We start from the raw sequence: 16,223 nt of genomic DNA on the forward strand, positions 1-16,223 counted from the left end.
TCCCTCAGCGGACGGCGGCCTGCAACCACGGCGGCGACAGCGTCAGCAGCCGCGCATGCACCGGGCAATCCTCGGCGTGCGCGCCGGGCAGGTAGCCCAGGCTCATCAGGAACTCGCCGGTGATCTCGCCACCGGTGAAGCGGAAGGTCTCCTTGAACAGCTTCACCCAGTCGGCCTTGCTGCGCGGGTGATGCGCATCCAGCCACGCCGCGAAGCTGCCATGACTGGCCCGCAGCTGCTGGATCACCTGCGCGTTGTGGATGGCGGCCAGTACCTTCAGCCGGTTGCGGATGATGCCCGCGTCCGATAGCAGGCGCTCGATGTCCTGCTCGGCATAGGCCGCCACGCGGTCGACATCGAAGCCGTCATAGGCCGCGCGGAAGCCCTCGCGCTTTTTCAGGATCGTCTCCCAGCTCAGCCCGGCCTGGTTGATTTCCAGCACCAGCCGCTCGAACAGTTCGCCCTCGTCACGCTGCGGGAAGCCGTACTCGTTGGCGTGGTAGTAGTCGTGCACCGGATGGCCCGGGGCGATGAGGCAGTAGCCGCTCATGGGGAAGACTCGCTGGATTCGGGTTCGGGATCGATGGCCACTGCGGGGCGCCCACCAATGGACAGCATCGGCCAGCGCGGCGGTTCAAGAGTGAGTTTGCCATCACGCAGCGCCTGGTTGATCGCCTCGGCCTGGCCGCTGGCGGTGCCGAACAGCGAACCGGCCCGGCGCCAGTGGGTGTCCCTGCCACGTGCGTACAGCACGCAGTCCGGCCCACGGATGGTGTACAGCTCGCACAGCAGCACTTCGCCGGTACCATCGCCGTCGAGGTCGCGATGCACGATCAGGCAGTCGCGCTCGCTCTGGGCGCAGGATTCGCCATCGATCGCGCGCGTGGCCAGTGCCTGCCACCAGTCGTCCGGTGGCGAGCTGGATCCCTTGGCCAGCTTCAACGCGCGCTGCAGGGCGACGACGTCCTGCGGCCCCTTGTCGAGGCGCTGGCCGTCATCCCAGCGCGAGGTACGTGCCAGCGCGGCAGCGATCACCCGTGGCGCGTTGGCATCGGCGGTGATGGCTGGATCACGCTGCAGTTCGCGCAGCGCCCGCACGCCGCGGTGGCCAAGATCGAAGCGCAGCACGTTGACGTCACTGCTGGTGATCGCGGGCGGGTCGGCACGCAGGCGCGCCAGCTGGCTGGACAGGGTCAGCCGCACCGGGTCCAGCAGCGGCGAGTTGCCCAGCAATGCCAGTGCCAGCACCGCCCAGCACATCCAGCGGTTGACCGGCTCCAGCATCTGCAACCAGCGGCGCTGCCGGCGCAGCACCGCCAGCGCGTAGCCCACGGCATAGCCGGCCACGGCCACTGCGACGAGTACCGCCCAGAACCGGTCCACGGTCCAGCCGTACTGCACCACGCGCAGCCCCAGTGCGTACAGCGCCAGTGCGGCGTAGACCGGCAGCGCCAGCAGGCTGGCTTCAACCAGACGGCGCAGCACGACGGGGTAGGGCGCGGTGTCGTCCCCCTGCTGGTAGACCGCATTGGTGAACGTTACCAGCAACAGCGACAGCACAAGCAGCAGGCTGGCGGCCGAGCGGGTCTTCCACAGCGGTTCCAGCCCGGTAAGCGGCAGGCTCAGCACGAACAATACGGCGATGAACGAGAGCAGCGGCAGCAGTCCGCGGCAGATCGCGAACAGCACCTGGCGGGTGATCTGGATCGCACGGTGCTGGGTGCGCCCGATCAGCACGCCGAACCCGGCCAGGCTGCCGGTAGCCAGCGCAATGAAGGCATCCTGGCGGAACAGGTCGCGGAAGACGGTGACCTCCAGCAGCTGGAACAGCGCCGCCCACAGCCACAGCAGCAGCCAGGTGAGCCCGGTGAACAGTGCCGCCAGGGCGAGGGTCAAACCGTTCTGCCAGGCGCGCTCGAACAGCTCGGGGTAGCTGGCGCGCCAGTGCCCGTGCTGCAGCTGGAACTGCCACCAGGGCAGCACCACGAACACCGCCACGGCCATGCCCAGGGTCAGTGGAAACTGCAGCGCGCTCGACTCCAGCGCGGTCTCGCCAGTGAGGTTCCAGCCGATCCAGGCGGCCAGCGCCAGCACCACCGCCGAGCCGAGCACGGCCTGCAGCCACAGGCGGCGCTGGCCCAGCTCGACCAGGCTCAGCGCCACCGCGCTGGGAATGGCCAGCACCCAGGCGTACCAGCAGTAGCGCCAGCCGATATCGCGGAACGGCCACGCATCGGACAGTTCCTGCGCGGCATACAGCATCAGACCCTGCAGCAGGGCAATCAGGACGATGGCGCTGCGTGCCGGCAGGGTCAGGGGCGATGAAGACTGCATCGATGACCTTCCATGGCAAAGCACCATCCTAGCCCATCGCGGTTCGCCGCCATTGCGCGACCATCCCGCCCCCAGCAGGTAGAATGGGACCATGCCTGTAACGCCGACCTCCCTCGCCGATCACCTCCTCGTCGCGCTGCCGTCGCTGCTCGACGCGACCTTTGCCCGCAGCGTCGCGCTGATCTGCCAGCACGACGAGAACGGGGCGATGGGCGTGCTGGTCAACCAGCCTTCCGAGTACACGCTGGGTGAAGTGCTTGCCCAGATGGACATCACCACCGGTGACGGCGACCTGCAGGCGCGCATGGTGCTCAACGGCGGCCCGGTGCATCCCGAGCGCGGCTTCGTCATCCATGACGACGCGCGGGCGTGGGATTCCAGCCTGATCGTGGGTGACGGCCTGTACCTGACCACTTCGCGTGACATCCTTGAAGCGATGGCGCGTGGCGAAGGCCCGGCCAATGCCGTGGTCACCCTCGGCTGTGCCGGTTGGGGCGCAGGGCAGCTGGAAAGCGAGCTGTCCGAGAACAGCTGGCTGACCGTGCCGGCCGATGCCGAGCTGGTGTTCCAGCTGCCGCTGGAGCAGCGCTGGCAGGGTGCGGCCTCGCGCATCGGCGTGGACCTGTTCCGGCTGACCGACTACAGCGGCCATGTCTGAGCCGGCCACGCCCGTACCGGCTCCTGCTGTCCCGGCGATCCGCCGTGACGGCACCGTTCTGGGTTTCGACGTCGGCTCGCGGCGGATCGGCGTGGCCATCGGCAGTGCCTTCGCTGCGCATGCGCGCGCGGTGGCGGTGGTCGATGTGCACGGCAATGGCCCGGACTGGACCGCGATCGAACGCCTGCTCAAGGAATGGAAGCCCGACGGCCTGGTGGTCGGCGACCCGCTGACCCTGGATGGCCAGGACCAACCCAACCGCAAGCGCGCGCAGAGCTTCGCCCGCCAGCTGCGGGAACGTTTCAAGCTGCCGGTGGTGATGATCGACGAGCGTTCCAGCTCGGTCGAGGCCGCCCGCCGCTTCGCCGTCGAGCGCGCCGAAGGGCGCAAGCGCCGCCGTGATGCGGCCGCGCTCGATGCCGTGGCCGCGGCGGTGATCATCGACCGCTGGCTGTCGTCCCCCGACGACGCCACCCCCATTCCCTGACTGCCCGACACCGCCATGACCGCCCAGCAAATCGATGCCTCCGGACGCCTGCGCCACCTGCTGACCCTGGAGGGCCTGCCGCGCGGGACCCTGCTGCAGCTGCTTGACCGGGCAGGTCAGATCCGCGATGCCGCAGTCGGCCGCGTCGGCAACAAGCGCCACGTGCTGGCCGGTTCGGCGGTGTGCACGCTGTTCTTCGAGCCGTCCACGCGCACCCGCAGCTCATTCCAGCTGGCCGCGCAGCGCCTGGGCGCCGATGTGCTCAACTTCGATGCCTCGACCTCGTCCACCCGCAAGGGCGAAACCGCCTGCGATACGCTGCGCAACCTGGAAGCGATGGGCGTGCGCGGCTTCGTGGTGCGCCACCCGGAGGATGGCGCGGTAGCCGCACTGGCAGAAGCGGCGGGCGAGGGCACCGCACTGATCAACGCCGGTGACGGCCGCAGCGCGCACCCGACCCAGGGCCTGCTGGACATGCTGACCCTGCGCCAGGCCAAGGGCCCGGATTTCTCGAAGATGAAAGTGGTGATCGTCGGCGACGTGAAGCACTCGCGCGTGGCCCGCACCGACCTGCATGCGCTGCGCACGCTGGGCGTGGGTGAGATCCGCGTGTGCGGCCCGCAGTCGCTGCTGCCGGACGATGAGACCCTGAAGGGCTGCGTGGTCGGCGATGATTTCGACGCGATGCTGGAAGGCGTCGACGCGCTGATGATGCTGCGCCTGCAGCGCGAGCGCATGGAAGAAGGCCTGGTGCCGTCGCTGGAGCAGTACCACGCCCAGTACGGCCTGACCCGCGAGCGCCTGGCGCGCGCCGGCAAGGATGCCGCGGTGCTGCACCCGGGCCCGATCAACCGCGGCGTGGAAGTGACCGACGACGTGGCCGACGGCCCGCAGTCGTGGGTGCTGCGCCAGGTCGCCAACGGCGTCGCCGTGCGCATGGCCGTGCTGGAAACCCTGCTGAGCTGACCACCCGCTCTGATAGGTGTCAACCTTGGTTGACACACTTGCCGCGCGGCTTGTCCGCGCACCGCTCTGGTAGATGCCAACCTTGGTTGGCACTATCCATCCGCGCCCAAGTTGTCGAGCGGATCACACGAAGCCCCAAGCTCCCATTCGCACCATGCATGGGGATATTGCCCAAGCCGCGTCGCCAGTCCGGCCCTGATCGGATTTCCCATCAGGTACATCGCACGCCGGTGCAACGATTCGTCAGAGCGGATCGCATGATCGTGATAGCAGGCCTGCCAGAAGCGCCCGACTCGCCCCAGCAACCGGTTTGCCTGCTGGGCTGTGCGCGACTTGAAACGCTTCATGACGGTTTCCAGCGTTCCCGCACGTAGTTCGACCAGCCAGTGGATGTGGTCGGGCATGACCACGTACGCAATCGAGCGGGTGAAGGCTTCCTGATCCAGTCGCTGGAATTCGCGGACTGCCAAGGCGGCCGCTGCGGCGTTGGTGAAGAGCGGCGCGCGGTCATGGACGACGGCGGTGAGGATATAGCTGAGGCCGATGCTGGAGCGACGACCGAGCAGGAGACGTGTGTTCTGCATGGAGCAAGCATGGACGGGCCTGCTTCCAGTGAACATCGGGGAATGGGTTGGTTTCAGGTAGGCCAGTGCCAACCAAGGTTGGCAACTACCAGGGCAGTCAATGCCAACCAAGGTTGGCAACTACTGAAGCTGCGGCTCAGCGCTTCTGCGCGAACAGCCATGCCCACATCGCCGGGTCGGCGTAGGTGGCGTCCCAGGCGTTGTGGTTGCCTTCTGGGTACTCGGTGTAGCGCACGTCGCGTGCAGCGGCGCTCCGGAATGCGGCGTGCAGTCTGCGATCGTCGTCCGGTGGCACCACATCATCCAGCGCACCGTGGAAGATCCAGATCGGCGTGCCTCTCAGGCGCTGGGCGATGGCCGCATACGGATCGGTTTCCTGGGCGACCTGCTCGACGAACAGGGTCGGGCGCACCGCGCGTGGCGCCAGCACCGCGCCGCACACGGGCACGATCGCGGCGAAGCGCCCGGGGTCATCCAGCGCGATGTTCCAGCTCCCATAGCCGCCCATCGACATCCCGGTCAGGTACTGCCGTGAGGGATCGGCACCGAACTCGGCGATGGTGGCGTCCAGGGCGGCCAGCGCAACGCGGTTGTTGCGCCCGCTCCATTCCTGGTGGCCCGGCACCTGGGGGAATACGGCCAATGCGGGGAAGTCGGCCGCGTGCCTGCGCAGGTGCGGCCCCAGCCCCGCATGGGTCTGCTTGACACCGTCGCCGCCACGCTCGCCGGAGCCGTGCAGGAACAGGATGACCGGGAGTCTGGTGGGAGCGGTGGCCTGAACGCCGGCCGGAATGAACACCTGGTAGTAGGCGGTCTCGCCGTCCACCTTCACTGCGCGGCCCTCGAAGCGGCCACGCGCGCTGTCCGGCAGCGAAGTGCAACCGCTCATCATCAGAAAGGCCAGCAGCGGCAGCCAGCGCGACATCGATCGGACCATGGGATTTCCCGGGGCGGCAGGGTCAGCTGCATCCTAGCCCGCTGCAGGTCAACGCGGCATCGTGCGGCGCGTCACTCCGGTCGCGGGAAACTGGCAATGATGTCCAGCTGCTCCTGCGCTTCGGCATTGCCGTCGGCGGCGGCCGCCTGCACCTGCGCGATGTCCGGATGCAGCACCACCAGCAGCGGGTTCTCGCAGACCGGGCAGGCGTACTCGGTGGCGTCCTCGTCCAGCTCCATCTCCATGGCACGCGAGCTGCCCTTCCATTCGCAGGCCGGGCAGGTGTGCTGCTGGTCGCGCCAGCCGGGCTGGAAATAGTTTTCGATCGTGGTGGCCATGGGTGTCCAGTTGGAAACGGGTCAGAGCCCCGCGCAGCGGAGATCCGACCCTGGGTTTTGGCGTGGGTCGGAACTCCGCGCGGCGGGGATCGGACCCTGCAGGGTTCAGTGCAGCAGCACCAGCGTGGCCAGGCCGAGGAAGGTGAAGAAGCCCATCGAGTCGGTCACGGCGGTCAGGAAGATGCCGCTGGCCAGCGCCGGGTCGAAGCCGAAGCGTTTCAGGGTCAGTGGCACCAGCACGCCGGCCAGGGCGGCGAACAGCAGGTTGCAGGTCAGCGCGATGGCGATCACCGCCGACAGCCCGGGCGAGTGGAACCAGGCCAGCACGATTAGCCCCAGCACGGAACCCAGCATCACGCCGTTCAACAAGGCGACCCGCACCTCCTTCCACAGCAGCGTGCGCGCGTTGGACGCGCCCACCTGGCCCAGTGCCAGGCCGCGCACCATCAGCGCCAGCACCTGGGTACCGGCATTGCCGCCCAGGCCCGCCACGATCGGCATCAGCACGGCCAGCGCCACCAGTTTGTCGATCGTGCCTTCGAAGTGGCCGACCACGCTGGAGGCCAGGAAGGCGGTGCACAGGTTCACCGACAGCCACATCAAGCGCCGGCGCATGGCGCGCCAGACCGGGCTGAACAGGTCTTCGTCCTCGTCCAGGCCGGCGGCGCCCAGTGCCTGGTGCTCGGCCTGGCCACGGATGATGTCGACCACGTCATCGATGGTGATGCGGCCGATCAGGATGTTGTTGTCGTCCACCACCGGCGCGGAGATCCAGTCATGGTCGGAGAACTGGCGGGCGACCTCCTGGTCGCTCTCGCCGACGTCAATGGCCGGCTGCTCGTCGTCGATCAGGCGGTTGATCGGGGTGGTGTCCTCGTGGGTCACCAGTGCCGCCAGCGACACCCGGCCGAGGTACTGATGGCGCCGGCTGACCACGAACAGGTGATCGGTATGGTCCGGCAGTTCGCCGCGCAGGCGCAGGTAGCGCAGCACCACGTCGACATTGACGTCGGCGCGCACGGTCACCACGTCCGGGTTCATCAGGCGGCCGGCGCTGTCCTCGGGATAGGACAGCACCTGCTCCAGGCGCTCGCGGTTCTCGCGGTCCATCGACTTGAGGACCTCGTCGATGACCGTATCGGGCAGGTCTTCGACCAGGTCGGCCAGGTCGTCGATGTCCAGGTCTTCGACCGCGGCGATGATCTCGTCCGGGTCCATGTCCGCGAGCAGGCTCTCGCGCACGTCTTCGCCGACGTGGACCAGCACCTCGCCGTCATCTTCCGGATCAACCAGGCCCCACACCACCTCGCGCTTGCCCGGCGGCAGCGATTCAAGCAGGTTGCCGATCTCGGCCGGGGCCAGGGTGTTGACCAGCCGACGTACCGGGCCCAGCCGGCCGCTGTCCAGTGCGTCGGACAACATCCGCAGTTGGCGCGCAGTCTTGTCGTGGCGTACAGCTTCAGCCATCGCAGCTCCCGCGGGATAAGAAAAGCCGCGATCCCGGCAAGGATGCGGCAACAGGGGTGTTCAGCGCGTCATTATCGCAAGGGGATGTTTCAGCGCATAGCCGCCGGGTGGCGGTAGTGCCGGCCGCTGGCCGGCAACCTCTTGGCTTTCAACGAGACGGGGTCAGATCCCTTTTCCCGCGGAAAAGGGATCTGACCCCAGGCGTGCATGCCCGGCGAGCGGGTGGTGTCAGGGCGTATCGGCCACCAGCGCCAGCCAGCGTTCGATGGCGCGGCGGTCGCGCGCGGCCAGCAGCTTCGGGGCACGGGCGCGCAGCGCACCCAGATCGGCTTCGCGGATGGCGCGGCGCACCTCCAGCAACGTACCGGGATGCAGGCTGAACTCGCTCAGGCCCAGCGCCAGCAGCAACGGGGTCATCCGCGCATCACCGGCCATCTCGCCACAGACCGCCACCGGAATGCGGTGGCGTGCGCCGGTCTCGATCACCATCTGCAACAGCCGCAGCACCGCCGGGTGCAACGGTGAATACAACTCACCCAGCGCCTCGTTGTTGCGGTCGGCGGCCAGCAGGTACTGCACCAGGTCGTTGGTGCCGATCGACAGGAAATCGACCAGATCGATGAAACTCTCCAGCGCCAATGCCGCCGCCGGGACTTCGATCATCGCGCCCAGCGGCACGTGCTCGGACACCATATGGCCTTCGCTGCGCAGCTGTTCGCTCAGCTTGAGCATGCGCCGGCGCACCGCCAGCAGTTCCTCGCGGGTGCTGACCATCGGCACCAGCACGCGCAGCTTGCCGTAGGCCGAGGCGCGCAGGATCGCGCGCAGCTGGGTGTCGGCCACCTTGGGCCGTGCCAGCGACAGGCGCACGCCGCGCAGGCCCAGTGCCGGGTTCTCTTCGTTGCTCAGGGTCAGGCCGGTACGATCGGCCTTGTCCGCACCCAGGTCGAGCGTGCGGATGGTTACCGGCCGGCCGCTCATGCCCAGTGCGGCATCACGGTAGGTCTGGAACTGTTCTTCTTCGTCCGGCAGCTCGTTGCGCTGCAGGAACAGGAATTCGGTGCGGTACAGGCCCAGCCCCTGCGCGCCCAGCGCATGCGCCTGGGTGACGTCCTCCAGCGATTCGGCATTGGCCAGCAGGGCAATGTCGACCTGGTCGCGGCTACGGCTGGGCTTGCTGCGCAGGCGGCCAAGCTCGCGCTGCTCGCGCGCGTGTTCCTTCAGGCGTGCGCGGTAGTCACGCAGGTTGTCGGCCAGCGGGTTGACGGTGATGCTGCCGTCGGCACCGTCGATGATCAGCACGTCGCCGTCGGCGACGCGGCTGAGCAGTTGCGGCACATTGACGATCAGGGGCAGGTGCAGGCTGCGCGCCAGGATCGCGCTGTGCGACAGCGCGCTGCCGGCGGCGGTGACGATGCCGACCACGCCCTGCGCCTGCAGCTGCGCCAGTTCGGATGGGGCGATGTTGTCGCAGACCAGGATCTCGCCGGCCAGGCCCTTCATCACCGGCGGGCGTTCGGGTTGCAGGAAGGCGTGGATGCGGCCGATCACATGGTCGAGATCGTCCATGCGGCTCTTCAGGTAGGCATCGTCCATGCCATCGAAGACCTTGGCCAGGCGGTCACGCTGCAGGCGCAGCGCGTAGCCGGCACTGTACGGGCCGCTGCGGATCAGTTCGTCCAGGCCATACAGAAGCTCGGGGTCGTCCAGCAGCAACGCGTGCAGGTCGAGGAACTCGCCCACTTCCTGGTTCAGTGCGCCATGCAGGCGCTGACGCAGTTCGTGCATTTCCGTACGCGCGGCATCCAGCGCACGGTGCAGGCGGGCCAGTTCGGCCTCGACCTGGTGGGCGGCCACGCGTTGCTCGGCCACTTCCAGTGCATGCGGCAGCCGCACGCGCGCCCGGCCCATCGCCGTTCCGCGCGCCGCGCCATGGCCGGCCAACAGCTGTACCGGCCGTTGGCCGGAAGGGAGCTGGCCGGCGCGTGCGCGTGGCACGCTCAGCTGTCCTCGTCGAAGCGGCGTTCGAACAGGCCCACCACCGCCTCCATCGCGGCGGCTTCATCTTCGCCGTTGATGCGCACGGTGACCGGAGTGCCCTGGCCGGCGGCCAGCAGCATCACGCCCATGATGCTCTTGGCGTTGATCTCACGGCCCTTGGCGGCCATGGTCACGTTGCAGCGGAACGGCGCCAGGGTCTGCACCAGCTTGGCGGTGGCCCGGGCATGCAGGCCCAGGCGGTTGCTGACGGTGAGTTCTCGTTCAAGCATCGTCGACTATCGCTCCATTACGGGTACCCGCCGCGGCTGTGGCGGGCAGTTGATCCAGTCCCTGTTCCGGATAATTCATCACCCGCAGCAACATCGGCAGGCTCAGTGCCGACACCCGGCGAACCGGGGTCCCCAGCCGGGCCAGCTGCCCTGCAAGGTTGGCGGGGCTGGCGCCGTACAGGTCGGTCAGGATCAGCACGCCCTCACCACTGTCGACCCGCCGCAGGGCGGCCGAGGCGAGCGGGAGCAGGGCGTCCATGTCTGCGTCGAACGGTACTTCGAAAGCTTCGGTTTTCAGCGGCAATTGCCGCAGGAGCCGGGTCGCCACGTCAAGCAGGGCGGTCCCGACCCCGGGATGTGTTACGAGGAGAATGCCACAGGTCATTACTGCACGTTAACAGGTCAAGGTGAATCGGCGATAGCAGCAGATGAGGGGCACTGTGTCCCGTATTCAGCGTTATCGGGGTCAGAGCCCTTTTCCCCTGGAAAAGGGATCCGACCCCATGCGTTTTTCGATGCCTGGCAGCGATTCATCCAGGCATGGTGTGGATCCATCGTGTCGACCAAGGTCGACACCTACCCACACCGCCCCGCCATCCCACGGAATGCCGCTTTTGCTGTTGCTGTTGCTGTTGCTGTTGCTGTTGCTGGCCAGCGGCCGGCACTACCGGCGGGTGCCGGGCGCAGCCCGGCCGGCCCCCCTCAATCCTGTTCGCGGTGGTACGTCGCCACGTCCTGCCAGCCCATCTCGCGGGCATGCCGGGCCATGCGCTCGGCCAGGAACACCGAGCGGTGCTTGCCGCCGGTGCAGCCGAACGCCACGGTCACGTAGCTGCGGGTGCCATCACCCAGTTTCGGCAGCCAGGTATCGAGGAAATCCATCAGCTGGGCCAGGTAGCGCTGCACGTCCGGTTGCGCTTCCAGGTAGTCGCGTACACCCGGTTCGCGGCCGCTGAGCGCACGCAGGTCCGGGTCCCAGTGTGGATTGGGCAGCACCCGCGCATCGAACACGAAGTCCGCTTCGGCGGGTACACCGCGCTTGTAGGCGAATGATTCGAACAGCAGCGACAGGCCGGTGGCATGGTCCATCGCGAACTCGGTGATGATCCGCCGCCGCAGTTGGTGCACGTTGAGGTTGCTGGTATCGATCACCGCATCGGCCTCGCGGCGCAATGGCGCGGTCAGCTCGCGCTCGCGGGCGATCGCCTCGGGCAATGACAGGCCCAGCTGGCTCAGCGGATGGCGGCGGCGGGTGTCGGCATAGCGCTTGAGCACCGTTTCGTCGCTGGCCTCGAAGAACAGCACCTTCACTTCCACGCCGGCGTCGGTGGCCAGCTGCCGCCAGTCGCCCAGCTGGCTCAGGTCGGCCTGGCCGCGCACGTCGATGCCCACCGCCAGCCGGCGCGGCGCGCTGCCGTCGTGGTTGGCCAGCAGGCTGCGCACGAAGTCCGGCAGCAGGTGGATCGGCAGGTTGTCCGAGCAGTAGTAGTCCTGATCCTCGAAGGTCTTCAGGGCGACGGATTTACCCGAGCCGGACAGGCCGCTGACGATAATCAGGGTCGGGGCGGAGGGGGTGGCGGTGCTCATGGACAGGCTCTTCGAGGGGCAGGGAATCAGGGTGTTCGCCGTTCCAGCAGATTGCTGTGGCGGGCGATGAACATCGCTGCCGGATCAATGCCCTTGGTGCGCAGGATGTGCAGGCGGGTGGCGGCTTCGGTCAGCACGGCCAGGTTGCGGCCGGGCATCACCGGCAGGGTGATCAGCGGAACGTCGAGGTCCAGCACATGGCGGGTGCCCGAGTCGCCGGTCAGGCGCTCGTAGCCATGCGGGGTGGGTTCGGTCATCGGCTTGGTCAGGTGGACGATCAGCCGAAGGTACTTGTTCTTCTTTACAGCCGTGTCGCCGAACATCTCGCGCACATTCAGCACGCCCAGGCCGCGCACTTCCAGCAGGTCCTGCAGCAGTTCGGGGCAGGTGCCGTCGAGCACGTCCGGGGCGATCTGGGTGAATTCGGGCGCATCGTCGGCTACCAGGCGATGGCCGCGGCTTAGCAGCTCCAGCGCCAGCTCGCTCTTGCCCGACCCGGCCTCACCGGTGATCAGCACGCCGATGGAATAGATCTCCATGAACACGCCATGCAGGATCACCCGCGGCGCCAGCGTGCGCGCCAGGTGGTAGGACAGGTGGTTGAGCAGTTCGTGGCCGCGCTTGGGCGACAGCCACAGCGGTGTACCGGATTCATCGGCGGCCGCGCGCAGGTCTTCCGGGCACGCCTGGTTGCGGGTCAGCACCAGCGCCAGCGGATGCGACTGCATGATCTTCTCGATGGTCTCCCAACGCTGGCGGGGTTCCAGCGCGTCCAGCCAGGACAGTTCCTCGGTGCCCAGGATCTGCACCTTGTTGGGATAGATCGCATTGAGGTAGCCGGCCAGCGACGGACGCCGCGAGACCGTGTTGCCGGCCTCCAGCTCGCGTTTCTCACCGGATTTGCCAGCGGCCCAGCGCAGCCCCAGCCGCTCGCGCTGCTGTTCGAACAGTTCACGGGCGGTGATGCTGGTATTCATGCGGCACTCGCAGGTGGGGTCATGTCCAGCGCCTCGCGCAGCGCCCGGGCATCGCCGGCTTCGCGCAGGGCCTGGCGGATGTCCGGTGCGGAAAACAGCTCGGCCAGCTCGGACAGCAGCATCAGGTGCTGGTGGGTGTAGTGGGCGGGGACGGCCATCGCGAACACCAGGTCCACCGGTTCGTCGCCGCCGAAATCGACCGGGGTCGCCAGTCGCAGCAGGGCGCCACGGGGGCGGTCCAGGGTCGGCGCGCGGCCGTGGGGGATGGCGATGCCGTGGCCGATCGCGGTGCTGCCCAGGGCTTCGCGCTGGCACAGGTTCAGATAGATCTGTTCGGCGTTGGCCTGGCGGCAGGCCAGCAACCCGGCGGCGGCCTGCAGGACGCTGTCACGGTCGGTGGCCGTGCAGAGCTGGGTCTGCACGGCCGCCAGGAGGTCAGTCAGGGGCATGTCTGCGGGGAACGGTGGCGATCAGCCACCATTGTCGCCCACCGGCAGCGGTGCGTGCTGCTGTTTTTTTTCCTTGTGCTTGATGACCAGGCGGTCAAGCTTGTCCGCAAGCAGGTCGATCGCGGCATACATGGTCTGGCCGCCGGCCTCGGCGTGCAGGGTCTGCCCCGGAATGTTGAGGCTGGCGTCGACGTGGTGTTCGGTCTTCTGCAGCTTGAGGGTCACCCGCGCTTCGCAGTGCTGGTCGAAGTGTTTTCCGATCCGGGCCAGCTTCTCCTCTACATAGGACTGCAGGGCCGGGGTGACTTCGACGTCTTTGCCAAACGTTTCGATGCGCATCGGGTTTCTCCTGTGTTCGGATGTGCCAATGAACCTCTCCGCCGGGCGCGGCGGCGCGTCAAGCGATTCTGACCCTTTCGTGCGAGGCGGAAATGTTCATGGCTTCACGATACTTCGCCACGGTGCGTCGCGCTACTGGAATTCCCGACGATTTGAGCAGGTCAGCCAGCTTGGCGTCAGAAAGCGGCTTGCGCGGGTTCTCGTCGTCGATCAGGCGGCGGATCATCGCCTGGATGGCCGTGCTGGACGCCTCGCCACCGCCTTCGGTATCGATACCCGAGGCGAAGAAGGCGCGCAGCGGCAGGGTGCCGCGCGGCGTGCGCACGTGCTTGCGGGCGATCGCGCGCGACACCGTGGATTCGTGCAGGCCCAGCTCGGCGGCGATCTCGCGCAGGGTCAGCGGGCGCAGCGCCTGCTCGCCGAATTCGAGGAAGCCGGCCTGTTGCAGGATCAGGCTGCGCACCACCCGCAGCAGGGTTTCGCCGCGCTGCTGCAGGCCCTTCAGCAGCCAGCGCGCCTCCTGCAGCTGGCCGCGCAGGTAGCCGGCGTCGGCCTCGCCACAGCGGCGGATCAGCTGTTCGTAGCCACGGTGGATCACCACCTTCGGCCCGGCATGGGCCGCCAGCGCTGCGCGCCAGATGCCGTTCTGCCGCCACACCACCACGTCGGGCACCACATAGGTGTCCTGCGACAGCGGCGCGATCTGCGTGCCCGGACGCGGGTCCAGCGAGCGCAGCAGCGCGACCGCCGTCTCGACCTCGTCCAGCGGCTGTTTCAGTTCATGCGCCAGCCCGGAGACGCCACTGCGCGGCAGCCGTTCCAGCGGGCCTGCGGCAATCTGTCGCGCCAGCGCCAGCCCCGGCGTGTCGGCAGGCAACACGTCCAGCTGCAGCTGCAGGCACTCGCCGAGCGTGCGCGCGGCAACGCCGACCGGGTCGAAACGCTGGATGCGATGCAGCACCGCGAGGATTTCATCCTCACCGGCATGGACCGCCGGCAGCAGGGTTTCGGCGATGGTGGCCAGCGGTTCGCGCAGGTAACCATCGTCGTCCAGCGCATCGATCAGTGCAGCGCCGATGCTGCGGTCATGCGTGGAAAGATGCGACAGGTGCAGCTGCCACAGCAGGTGGTCGGCCAGCGTTTCGGTTTCCGCCACGCGCTCGGCGGCACTGCCGGTGTCATCGTCATCGTCGAAGCTGCCACCACTGCCGGCGGCACTCCAGTCGAGTTCAGCCGGCGCCCAGTCGTCGCCGTTGTCGGTGCGTTCGGCGGGCGCGTCGGCATCGGTGCTGTCGCTGGCCTCATTGGCGGCACTGCTGTCGTTGCTGTCGGCCCAGTCCAGCAGCGGATTGCTCTCCACGGCCTGGGCGATTTCAAGCTCCAGCTCGGTCGTGGACATCTGCAGCAGCTTGATCGCCTGCTGCAGCTGGGGCGTGAGCACCAGCTGTTGTCCCAACGATGTCTGCAGCCGAGTCTTCATGCCTGTGCCGAACGGAAGGAAAGGGACCCGGCGCCTGCGGTCACAGCTTGAAGGAATCCCCAAGGTAGACGCGACGTACGTCGGCGTTGTCCAGGATCGCCTCCGGCGAGCCCTGGGCCAGCACGGTGCCCTCGGCGAGGATATACGCGCGGTCGCAGATTCCCAAGGTCTCGCGCACGTTGTGGTCGGTGATCAGCACGCCGATGCCACGCTGCTTGAGATGGGTGACGATGCGCTGGATTTCACCCACCGAGATCGGGTCGACACCGGCAAACGGTTCGTCGAGCAGGATCAGGCGCGGCTGCGCGGCCAGTGCGCGGGCGATCTCGCAGCGACGACGTTCGCCACCGGACAGGCTGGCGCCGAGCTGGTCGGCCACATGGCCCAGCTGCAATTCGTCGAGCAGGCTGTTCAATTCGCGTTCGCGGCCGGCCGAATCCAGGTCTTCGCGAAGCTCCAGTACCAGGCGGAGGTTGTCGGCCACCGTCAGCTTGCGGAACACCGACGGCTCCTGCGGCAGGTAGCCCACGCCCTGCTTGGCACGGGTGTACATCGGATCGCTGGTGATGTCCTTGCCGTCGAGCACGATGCTGCCGGCATCGGCGGCGACCAGGCCGACGATCATGTAGAAGCAGGTGGTCTTGCCGGCACCGTTGGGGCCGAGCAGGCCCACCACTTCACCGGCGTCGAGGGTCAGCCCGAAGTCCTTCACGACTTCGCGCTGCTTGTAGCGCTTGCGCAGGCCCTTGGCGACGAGCATTACTTCTTGCTCCCGGCCGGCTTGGCCGACGTGCTGGCCGGCGCCGCCGCCTTGGGCGTGGCCGCCGGCTGTGCCGCCGCGTTCTTGTTCTTCGGCGGAATGACGGTGCGCACGCGGCTGCCATCGCCACCGGAATTCATTTCGCCGCTACGGGTGTTGTAGACCATGCGCTGGCCGGCATTGGTGCCGCGCGCGCTGGTGACCTTGTAGTTGCCGGTCAGGGTGATGATCTCGGTCTTGATGTCGTAGTCGATGCGATCAGCCACCGCGTCCATCCAGGTGCCATCGTCGAGCTGCTGCTTCATCGTGGCCTGCTTGCCGGTGAACACCGCACGTACGGCCTCGCCGTCCTTCAGGTAGATCTCGGCTTCGGACGAGCGGATGTCCAGCGAGCCCTGGGTGACGGTCACGCCCTGCGAGAGCACGGTCTTGCCATCGCCGGTGAGCACGCCCGACTGCGCGCCGGAGTCGATGTTCATGTTCTCGTTGCGGTCGGTGGACTTGGCAAAGGCAGCGCTGGGAACAAGGAGACCGAGCGCGAGTACGGCTGCAAAGGGAATCTTCATCGGGGTCCGTTCTACCGGTGGGGC

At 67.6% G+C, this 16,223-nt stretch carries 19 protein-coding genes; 3 read left to right on the forward strand and 16 right to left on the reverse strand.

Annotated elements, in window-relative coordinates; genetic code table 11:
* Positions 1-4: 4 nt before the first annotated feature.
* Entirely contained in the window at positions 5-550 is a 546-nt protein-coding gene (locus QP609_RS04870) for a DNA-3-methyladenine glycosylase I (RefSeq protein ID WP_197620919.1), read from the reverse strand.
* The gene (locus tag QP609_RS04875; RefSeq protein WP_197620918.1) at positions 547-2,334 is read right to left on the reverse strand and encodes a DUF4153 domain-containing protein; all 1,788 of its coding nucleotides are present in this window, start codon (positions 2,332-2,334) and stop codon (positions 547-549) included. The genes QP609_RS04870 and QP609_RS04875 overlap by 4 nt, the downstream gene beginning before the upstream one ends.
* 91 nt (positions 2,335-2,425) lie before the next feature.
* Here QP609_RS04875 and QP609_RS04880 point away from each other — a divergent pair, with 91 nt between their 5' ends.
* Genes QP609_RS04880 through QP609_RS04890 form a run of 3 tightly spaced genes read left to right on the forward strand, consistent with a single transcriptional unit; the run spans position 2,426 to position 4,445 of the window.
* Positions 2,426-2,992, forward strand: a complete 567-nt coding sequence (locus tag QP609_RS04880; protein WP_014646224.1) for a YqgE/AlgH family protein — start codon at positions 2,426-2,428, stop codon at positions 2,990-2,992.
* Positions 2,985-3,479, forward strand: coding sequence for a Holliday junction resolvase RuvX (gene ruvX, locus QP609_RS04885; RefSeq protein WP_197620917.1), 495 nt, complete (start codon positions 2,985-2,987; stop codon positions 3,477-3,479). The genes QP609_RS04880 and ruvX overlap by 8 nt, the downstream gene beginning before the upstream one ends.
* Positions 3,480-3,494: 15 nt before the next feature.
* On the forward strand, positions 3,495-4,445 hold the full coding sequence (locus QP609_RS04890; RefSeq protein ID WP_197620916.1) for an aspartate carbamoyltransferase catalytic subunit: 951 nt from the start codon (positions 3,495-3,497) through the stop codon (positions 4,443-4,445).
* A 92-nt stretch (positions 4,446-4,537) separates the two neighbouring features.
* Here the strand turns inward: QP609_RS04890 and QP609_RS04895 are convergent, their stop codons facing one another.
* The 14 genes from QP609_RS04895 to lptA form a co-directional block, all read right to left on the reverse strand.
* A complete protein-coding gene (locus QP609_RS04895; RefSeq protein ID WP_197620915.1) occupies positions 4,538-5,029 on the reverse strand; it encodes a transposase in 492 nt (163 codons plus the stop codon).
* 136 nt (positions 5,030-5,165) lie between these two features.
* On the reverse strand, positions 5,166-5,966 hold the full coding sequence (locus tag QP609_RS04900; RefSeq protein WP_180835094.1) for a prolyl oligopeptidase family serine peptidase: 801 nt from the start codon (positions 5,964-5,966) through the stop codon (positions 5,166-5,168).
* 71 nt (positions 5,967-6,037) lie between these two features.
* Positions 6,038-6,304 carry a hypothetical protein gene (locus QP609_RS04905; RefSeq protein WP_049405333.1) on the reverse strand — a complete coding sequence of 89 codons (267 nt, stop codon included), beginning with the start codon at positions 6,302-6,304 and terminating at the stop codon, positions 6,038-6,040.
* Positions 6,305-6,409: 105 nt separating this feature from the next.
* On the reverse strand, positions 6,410-7,771 hold the full coding sequence (mgtE, locus tag QP609_RS04910) for a magnesium transporter (protein WP_008266103.1): 1,362 nt from the start codon (positions 7,769-7,771) through the stop codon (positions 6,410-6,412).
* 228 nt (positions 7,772-7,999) lie between these two features.
* Positions 8,000-9,769, reverse strand: a complete 1,770-nt coding sequence (ptsP, locus tag QP609_RS04915; RefSeq protein ID WP_197620914.1) for a phosphoenolpyruvate--protein phosphotransferase — start codon at positions 9,767-9,769, stop codon at positions 8,000-8,002.
* A gap of 2 nt (positions 9,770-9,771) precedes the next feature.
* Entirely contained in the window at positions 9,772-10,041 is a 270-nt protein-coding gene (locus QP609_RS04920; protein WP_005408385.1) for an HPr family phosphocarrier protein, read from the reverse strand.
* On the reverse strand, positions 10,034-10,426 hold the full coding sequence (locus QP609_RS04925) for a PTS fructose IIA component family protein (protein ID WP_032958481.1): 393 nt from the start codon (positions 10,424-10,426) through the stop codon (positions 10,034-10,036). Before QP609_RS04925 ends, QP609_RS04920 begins: the two co-directional genes overlap by 8 nt.
* A gap of 317 nt (positions 10,427-10,743) precedes the next feature.
* Positions 10,744-11,628, reverse strand: coding sequence for an RNase adapter RapZ (gene rapZ, locus QP609_RS04930; protein ID WP_014646231.1), 885 nt, complete (start codon positions 11,626-11,628; stop codon positions 10,744-10,746).
* Positions 11,629-11,654: 26 nt separating this feature from the next.
* The gene (hprK, locus tag QP609_RS04935) at positions 11,655-12,605 is read right to left on the reverse strand and encodes an HPr(Ser) kinase/phosphatase (protein ID WP_005408388.1); all 951 of its coding nucleotides are present in this window, start codon (positions 12,603-12,605) and stop codon (positions 11,655-11,657) included.
* Complete coding sequence (locus QP609_RS04940; protein ID WP_032130191.1) at positions 12,602-13,054, reverse strand: PTS sugar transporter subunit IIA; 453 nt, start codon at positions 13,052-13,054, stop codon at positions 12,602-12,604. The genes hprK and QP609_RS04940 overlap by 4 nt, the downstream gene beginning before the upstream one ends.
* 21 nt (positions 13,055-13,075) lie before the next feature.
* Entirely contained in the window at positions 13,076-13,393 is a 318-nt protein-coding gene (raiA, locus tag QP609_RS04945; protein ID WP_005415556.1) for a ribosome-associated translation inhibitor RaiA, read from the reverse strand.
* A gap of 58 nt (positions 13,394-13,451) precedes the next feature.
* Entirely contained in the window at positions 13,452-14,873 is a 1,422-nt protein-coding gene (locus QP609_RS04950; RefSeq protein ID WP_014646233.1) for an RNA polymerase factor sigma-54, read from the reverse strand.
* A gap of 40 nt (positions 14,874-14,913) precedes the next feature.
* Positions 14,914-15,633 (reverse strand): LPS export ABC transporter ATP-binding protein, encoded by a 720-nt coding sequence (gene lptB, locus QP609_RS04955; RefSeq protein ID WP_005415558.1) that lies wholly within the window; start codon positions 15,631-15,633, stop codon positions 14,914-14,916.
* A complete protein-coding gene (gene lptA / locus QP609_RS04960; RefSeq protein WP_032959333.1) occupies positions 15,633-16,199 on the reverse strand; it encodes a lipopolysaccharide transport periplasmic protein LptA in 567 nt (188 codons plus the stop codon). Before lptA ends, lptB begins: the two co-directional genes overlap by 1 nt.
* Positions 16,200-16,223: the final 24 nt, after the last annotated feature.

Origin of the sequence: Stenotrophomonas sp. 8(2023) (assembly GCF_030345295.1) — a bacterium.
Taxonomy (GTDB): Bacteria; Pseudomonadota; Gammaproteobacteria; order Xanthomonadales; family Xanthomonadaceae; genus Stenotrophomonas; species Stenotrophomonas muris.

What these genes read in the sequence shown, in the direction of transcription:
- lptB (WP_005415558.1), bottom strand. Translation starts at nt 15,633, where the DNA reads ATGCTCGTCGCCAAGGGCCTGCGCAAGCGCTACAAGCAGCGCGAAGTC.
- QP609_RS04950 (WP_014646233.1), bottom strand. Translation starts at nt 14,873, where the DNA reads ATGAAGACTCGGCTGCAGACATCGTTGGGACAACAGCTGGTGCTCACG.
- ruvX (WP_197620917.1), top strand. Translation starts at nt 2,985, where the DNA reads ATGTCTGAGCCGGCCACGCCCGTACCGGCTCCTGCTGTCCCGGCGATC.
- QP609_RS04895 (WP_197620915.1), bottom strand. Translation starts at nt 5,029, where the DNA reads ATGCAGAACACACGTCTCCTGCTCGGTCGTCGCTCCAGCATCGGCCTC.
- QP609_RS04920 (WP_005408385.1), bottom strand. Translation starts at nt 10,041, where the DNA reads ATGCTTGAACGAGAACTCACCGTCAGCAACCGCCTGGGCCTGCATGCC.
- QP609_RS04880 (WP_014646224.1), top strand. Translation starts at nt 2,426, where the DNA reads ATGCCTGTAACGCCGACCTCCCTCGCCGATCACCTCCTCGTCGCGCTG.
- mgtE (WP_008266103.1), bottom strand. Translation starts at nt 7,771, where the DNA reads ATGGCTGAAGCTGTACGCCACGACAAGACTGCGCGCCAACTGCGGATG.
- QP609_RS04875 (WP_197620918.1), bottom strand. Translation starts at nt 2,334, where the DNA reads ATGCAGTCTTCATCGCCCCTGACCCTGCCGGCACGCAGCGCCATCGTC.
- QP609_RS04925 (WP_032958481.1), bottom strand. Translation starts at nt 10,426, where the DNA reads ATGACCTGTGGCATTCTCCTCGTAACACATCCCGGGGTCGGGACCGCC.
- QP609_RS04890 (WP_197620916.1), top strand. Translation starts at nt 3,495, where the DNA reads ATGACCGCCCAGCAAATCGATGCCTCCGGACGCCTGCGCCACCTGCTG.
- QP609_RS04870 (WP_197620919.1), bottom strand. Translation starts at nt 550, where the DNA reads ATGAGCGGCTACTGCCTCATCGCCCCGGGCCATCCGGTGCACGACTAC.
- QP609_RS04940 (WP_032130191.1), bottom strand. Translation starts at nt 13,054, where the DNA reads ATGCCCCTGACTGACCTCCTGGCGGCCGTGCAGACCCAGCTCTGCACG.
- raiA (WP_005415556.1), bottom strand. Translation starts at nt 13,393, where the DNA reads ATGCGCATCGAAACGTTTGGCAAAGACGTCGAAGTCACCCCGGCCCTG.
- QP609_RS04900 (WP_180835094.1), bottom strand. Translation starts at nt 5,966, where the DNA reads ATGGTCCGATCGATGTCGCGCTGGCTGCCGCTGCTGGCCTTTCTGATG.
- QP609_RS04905 (WP_049405333.1), bottom strand. Translation starts at nt 6,304, where the DNA reads ATGGCCACCACGATCGAAAACTATTTCCAGCCCGGCTGGCGCGACCAG.
- rapZ (WP_014646231.1), bottom strand. Translation starts at nt 11,628, where the DNA reads ATGAGCACCGCCACCCCCTCCGCCCCGACCCTGATTATCGTCAGCGGC.
- lptA (WP_032959333.1), bottom strand. Translation starts at nt 16,199, where the DNA reads ATGAAGATTCCCTTTGCAGCCGTACTCGCGCTCGGTCTCCTTGTTCCC.
- hprK (WP_005408388.1), bottom strand. Translation starts at nt 12,605, where the DNA reads ATGAATACCAGCATCACCGCCCGTGAACTGTTCGAACAGCAGCGCGAG.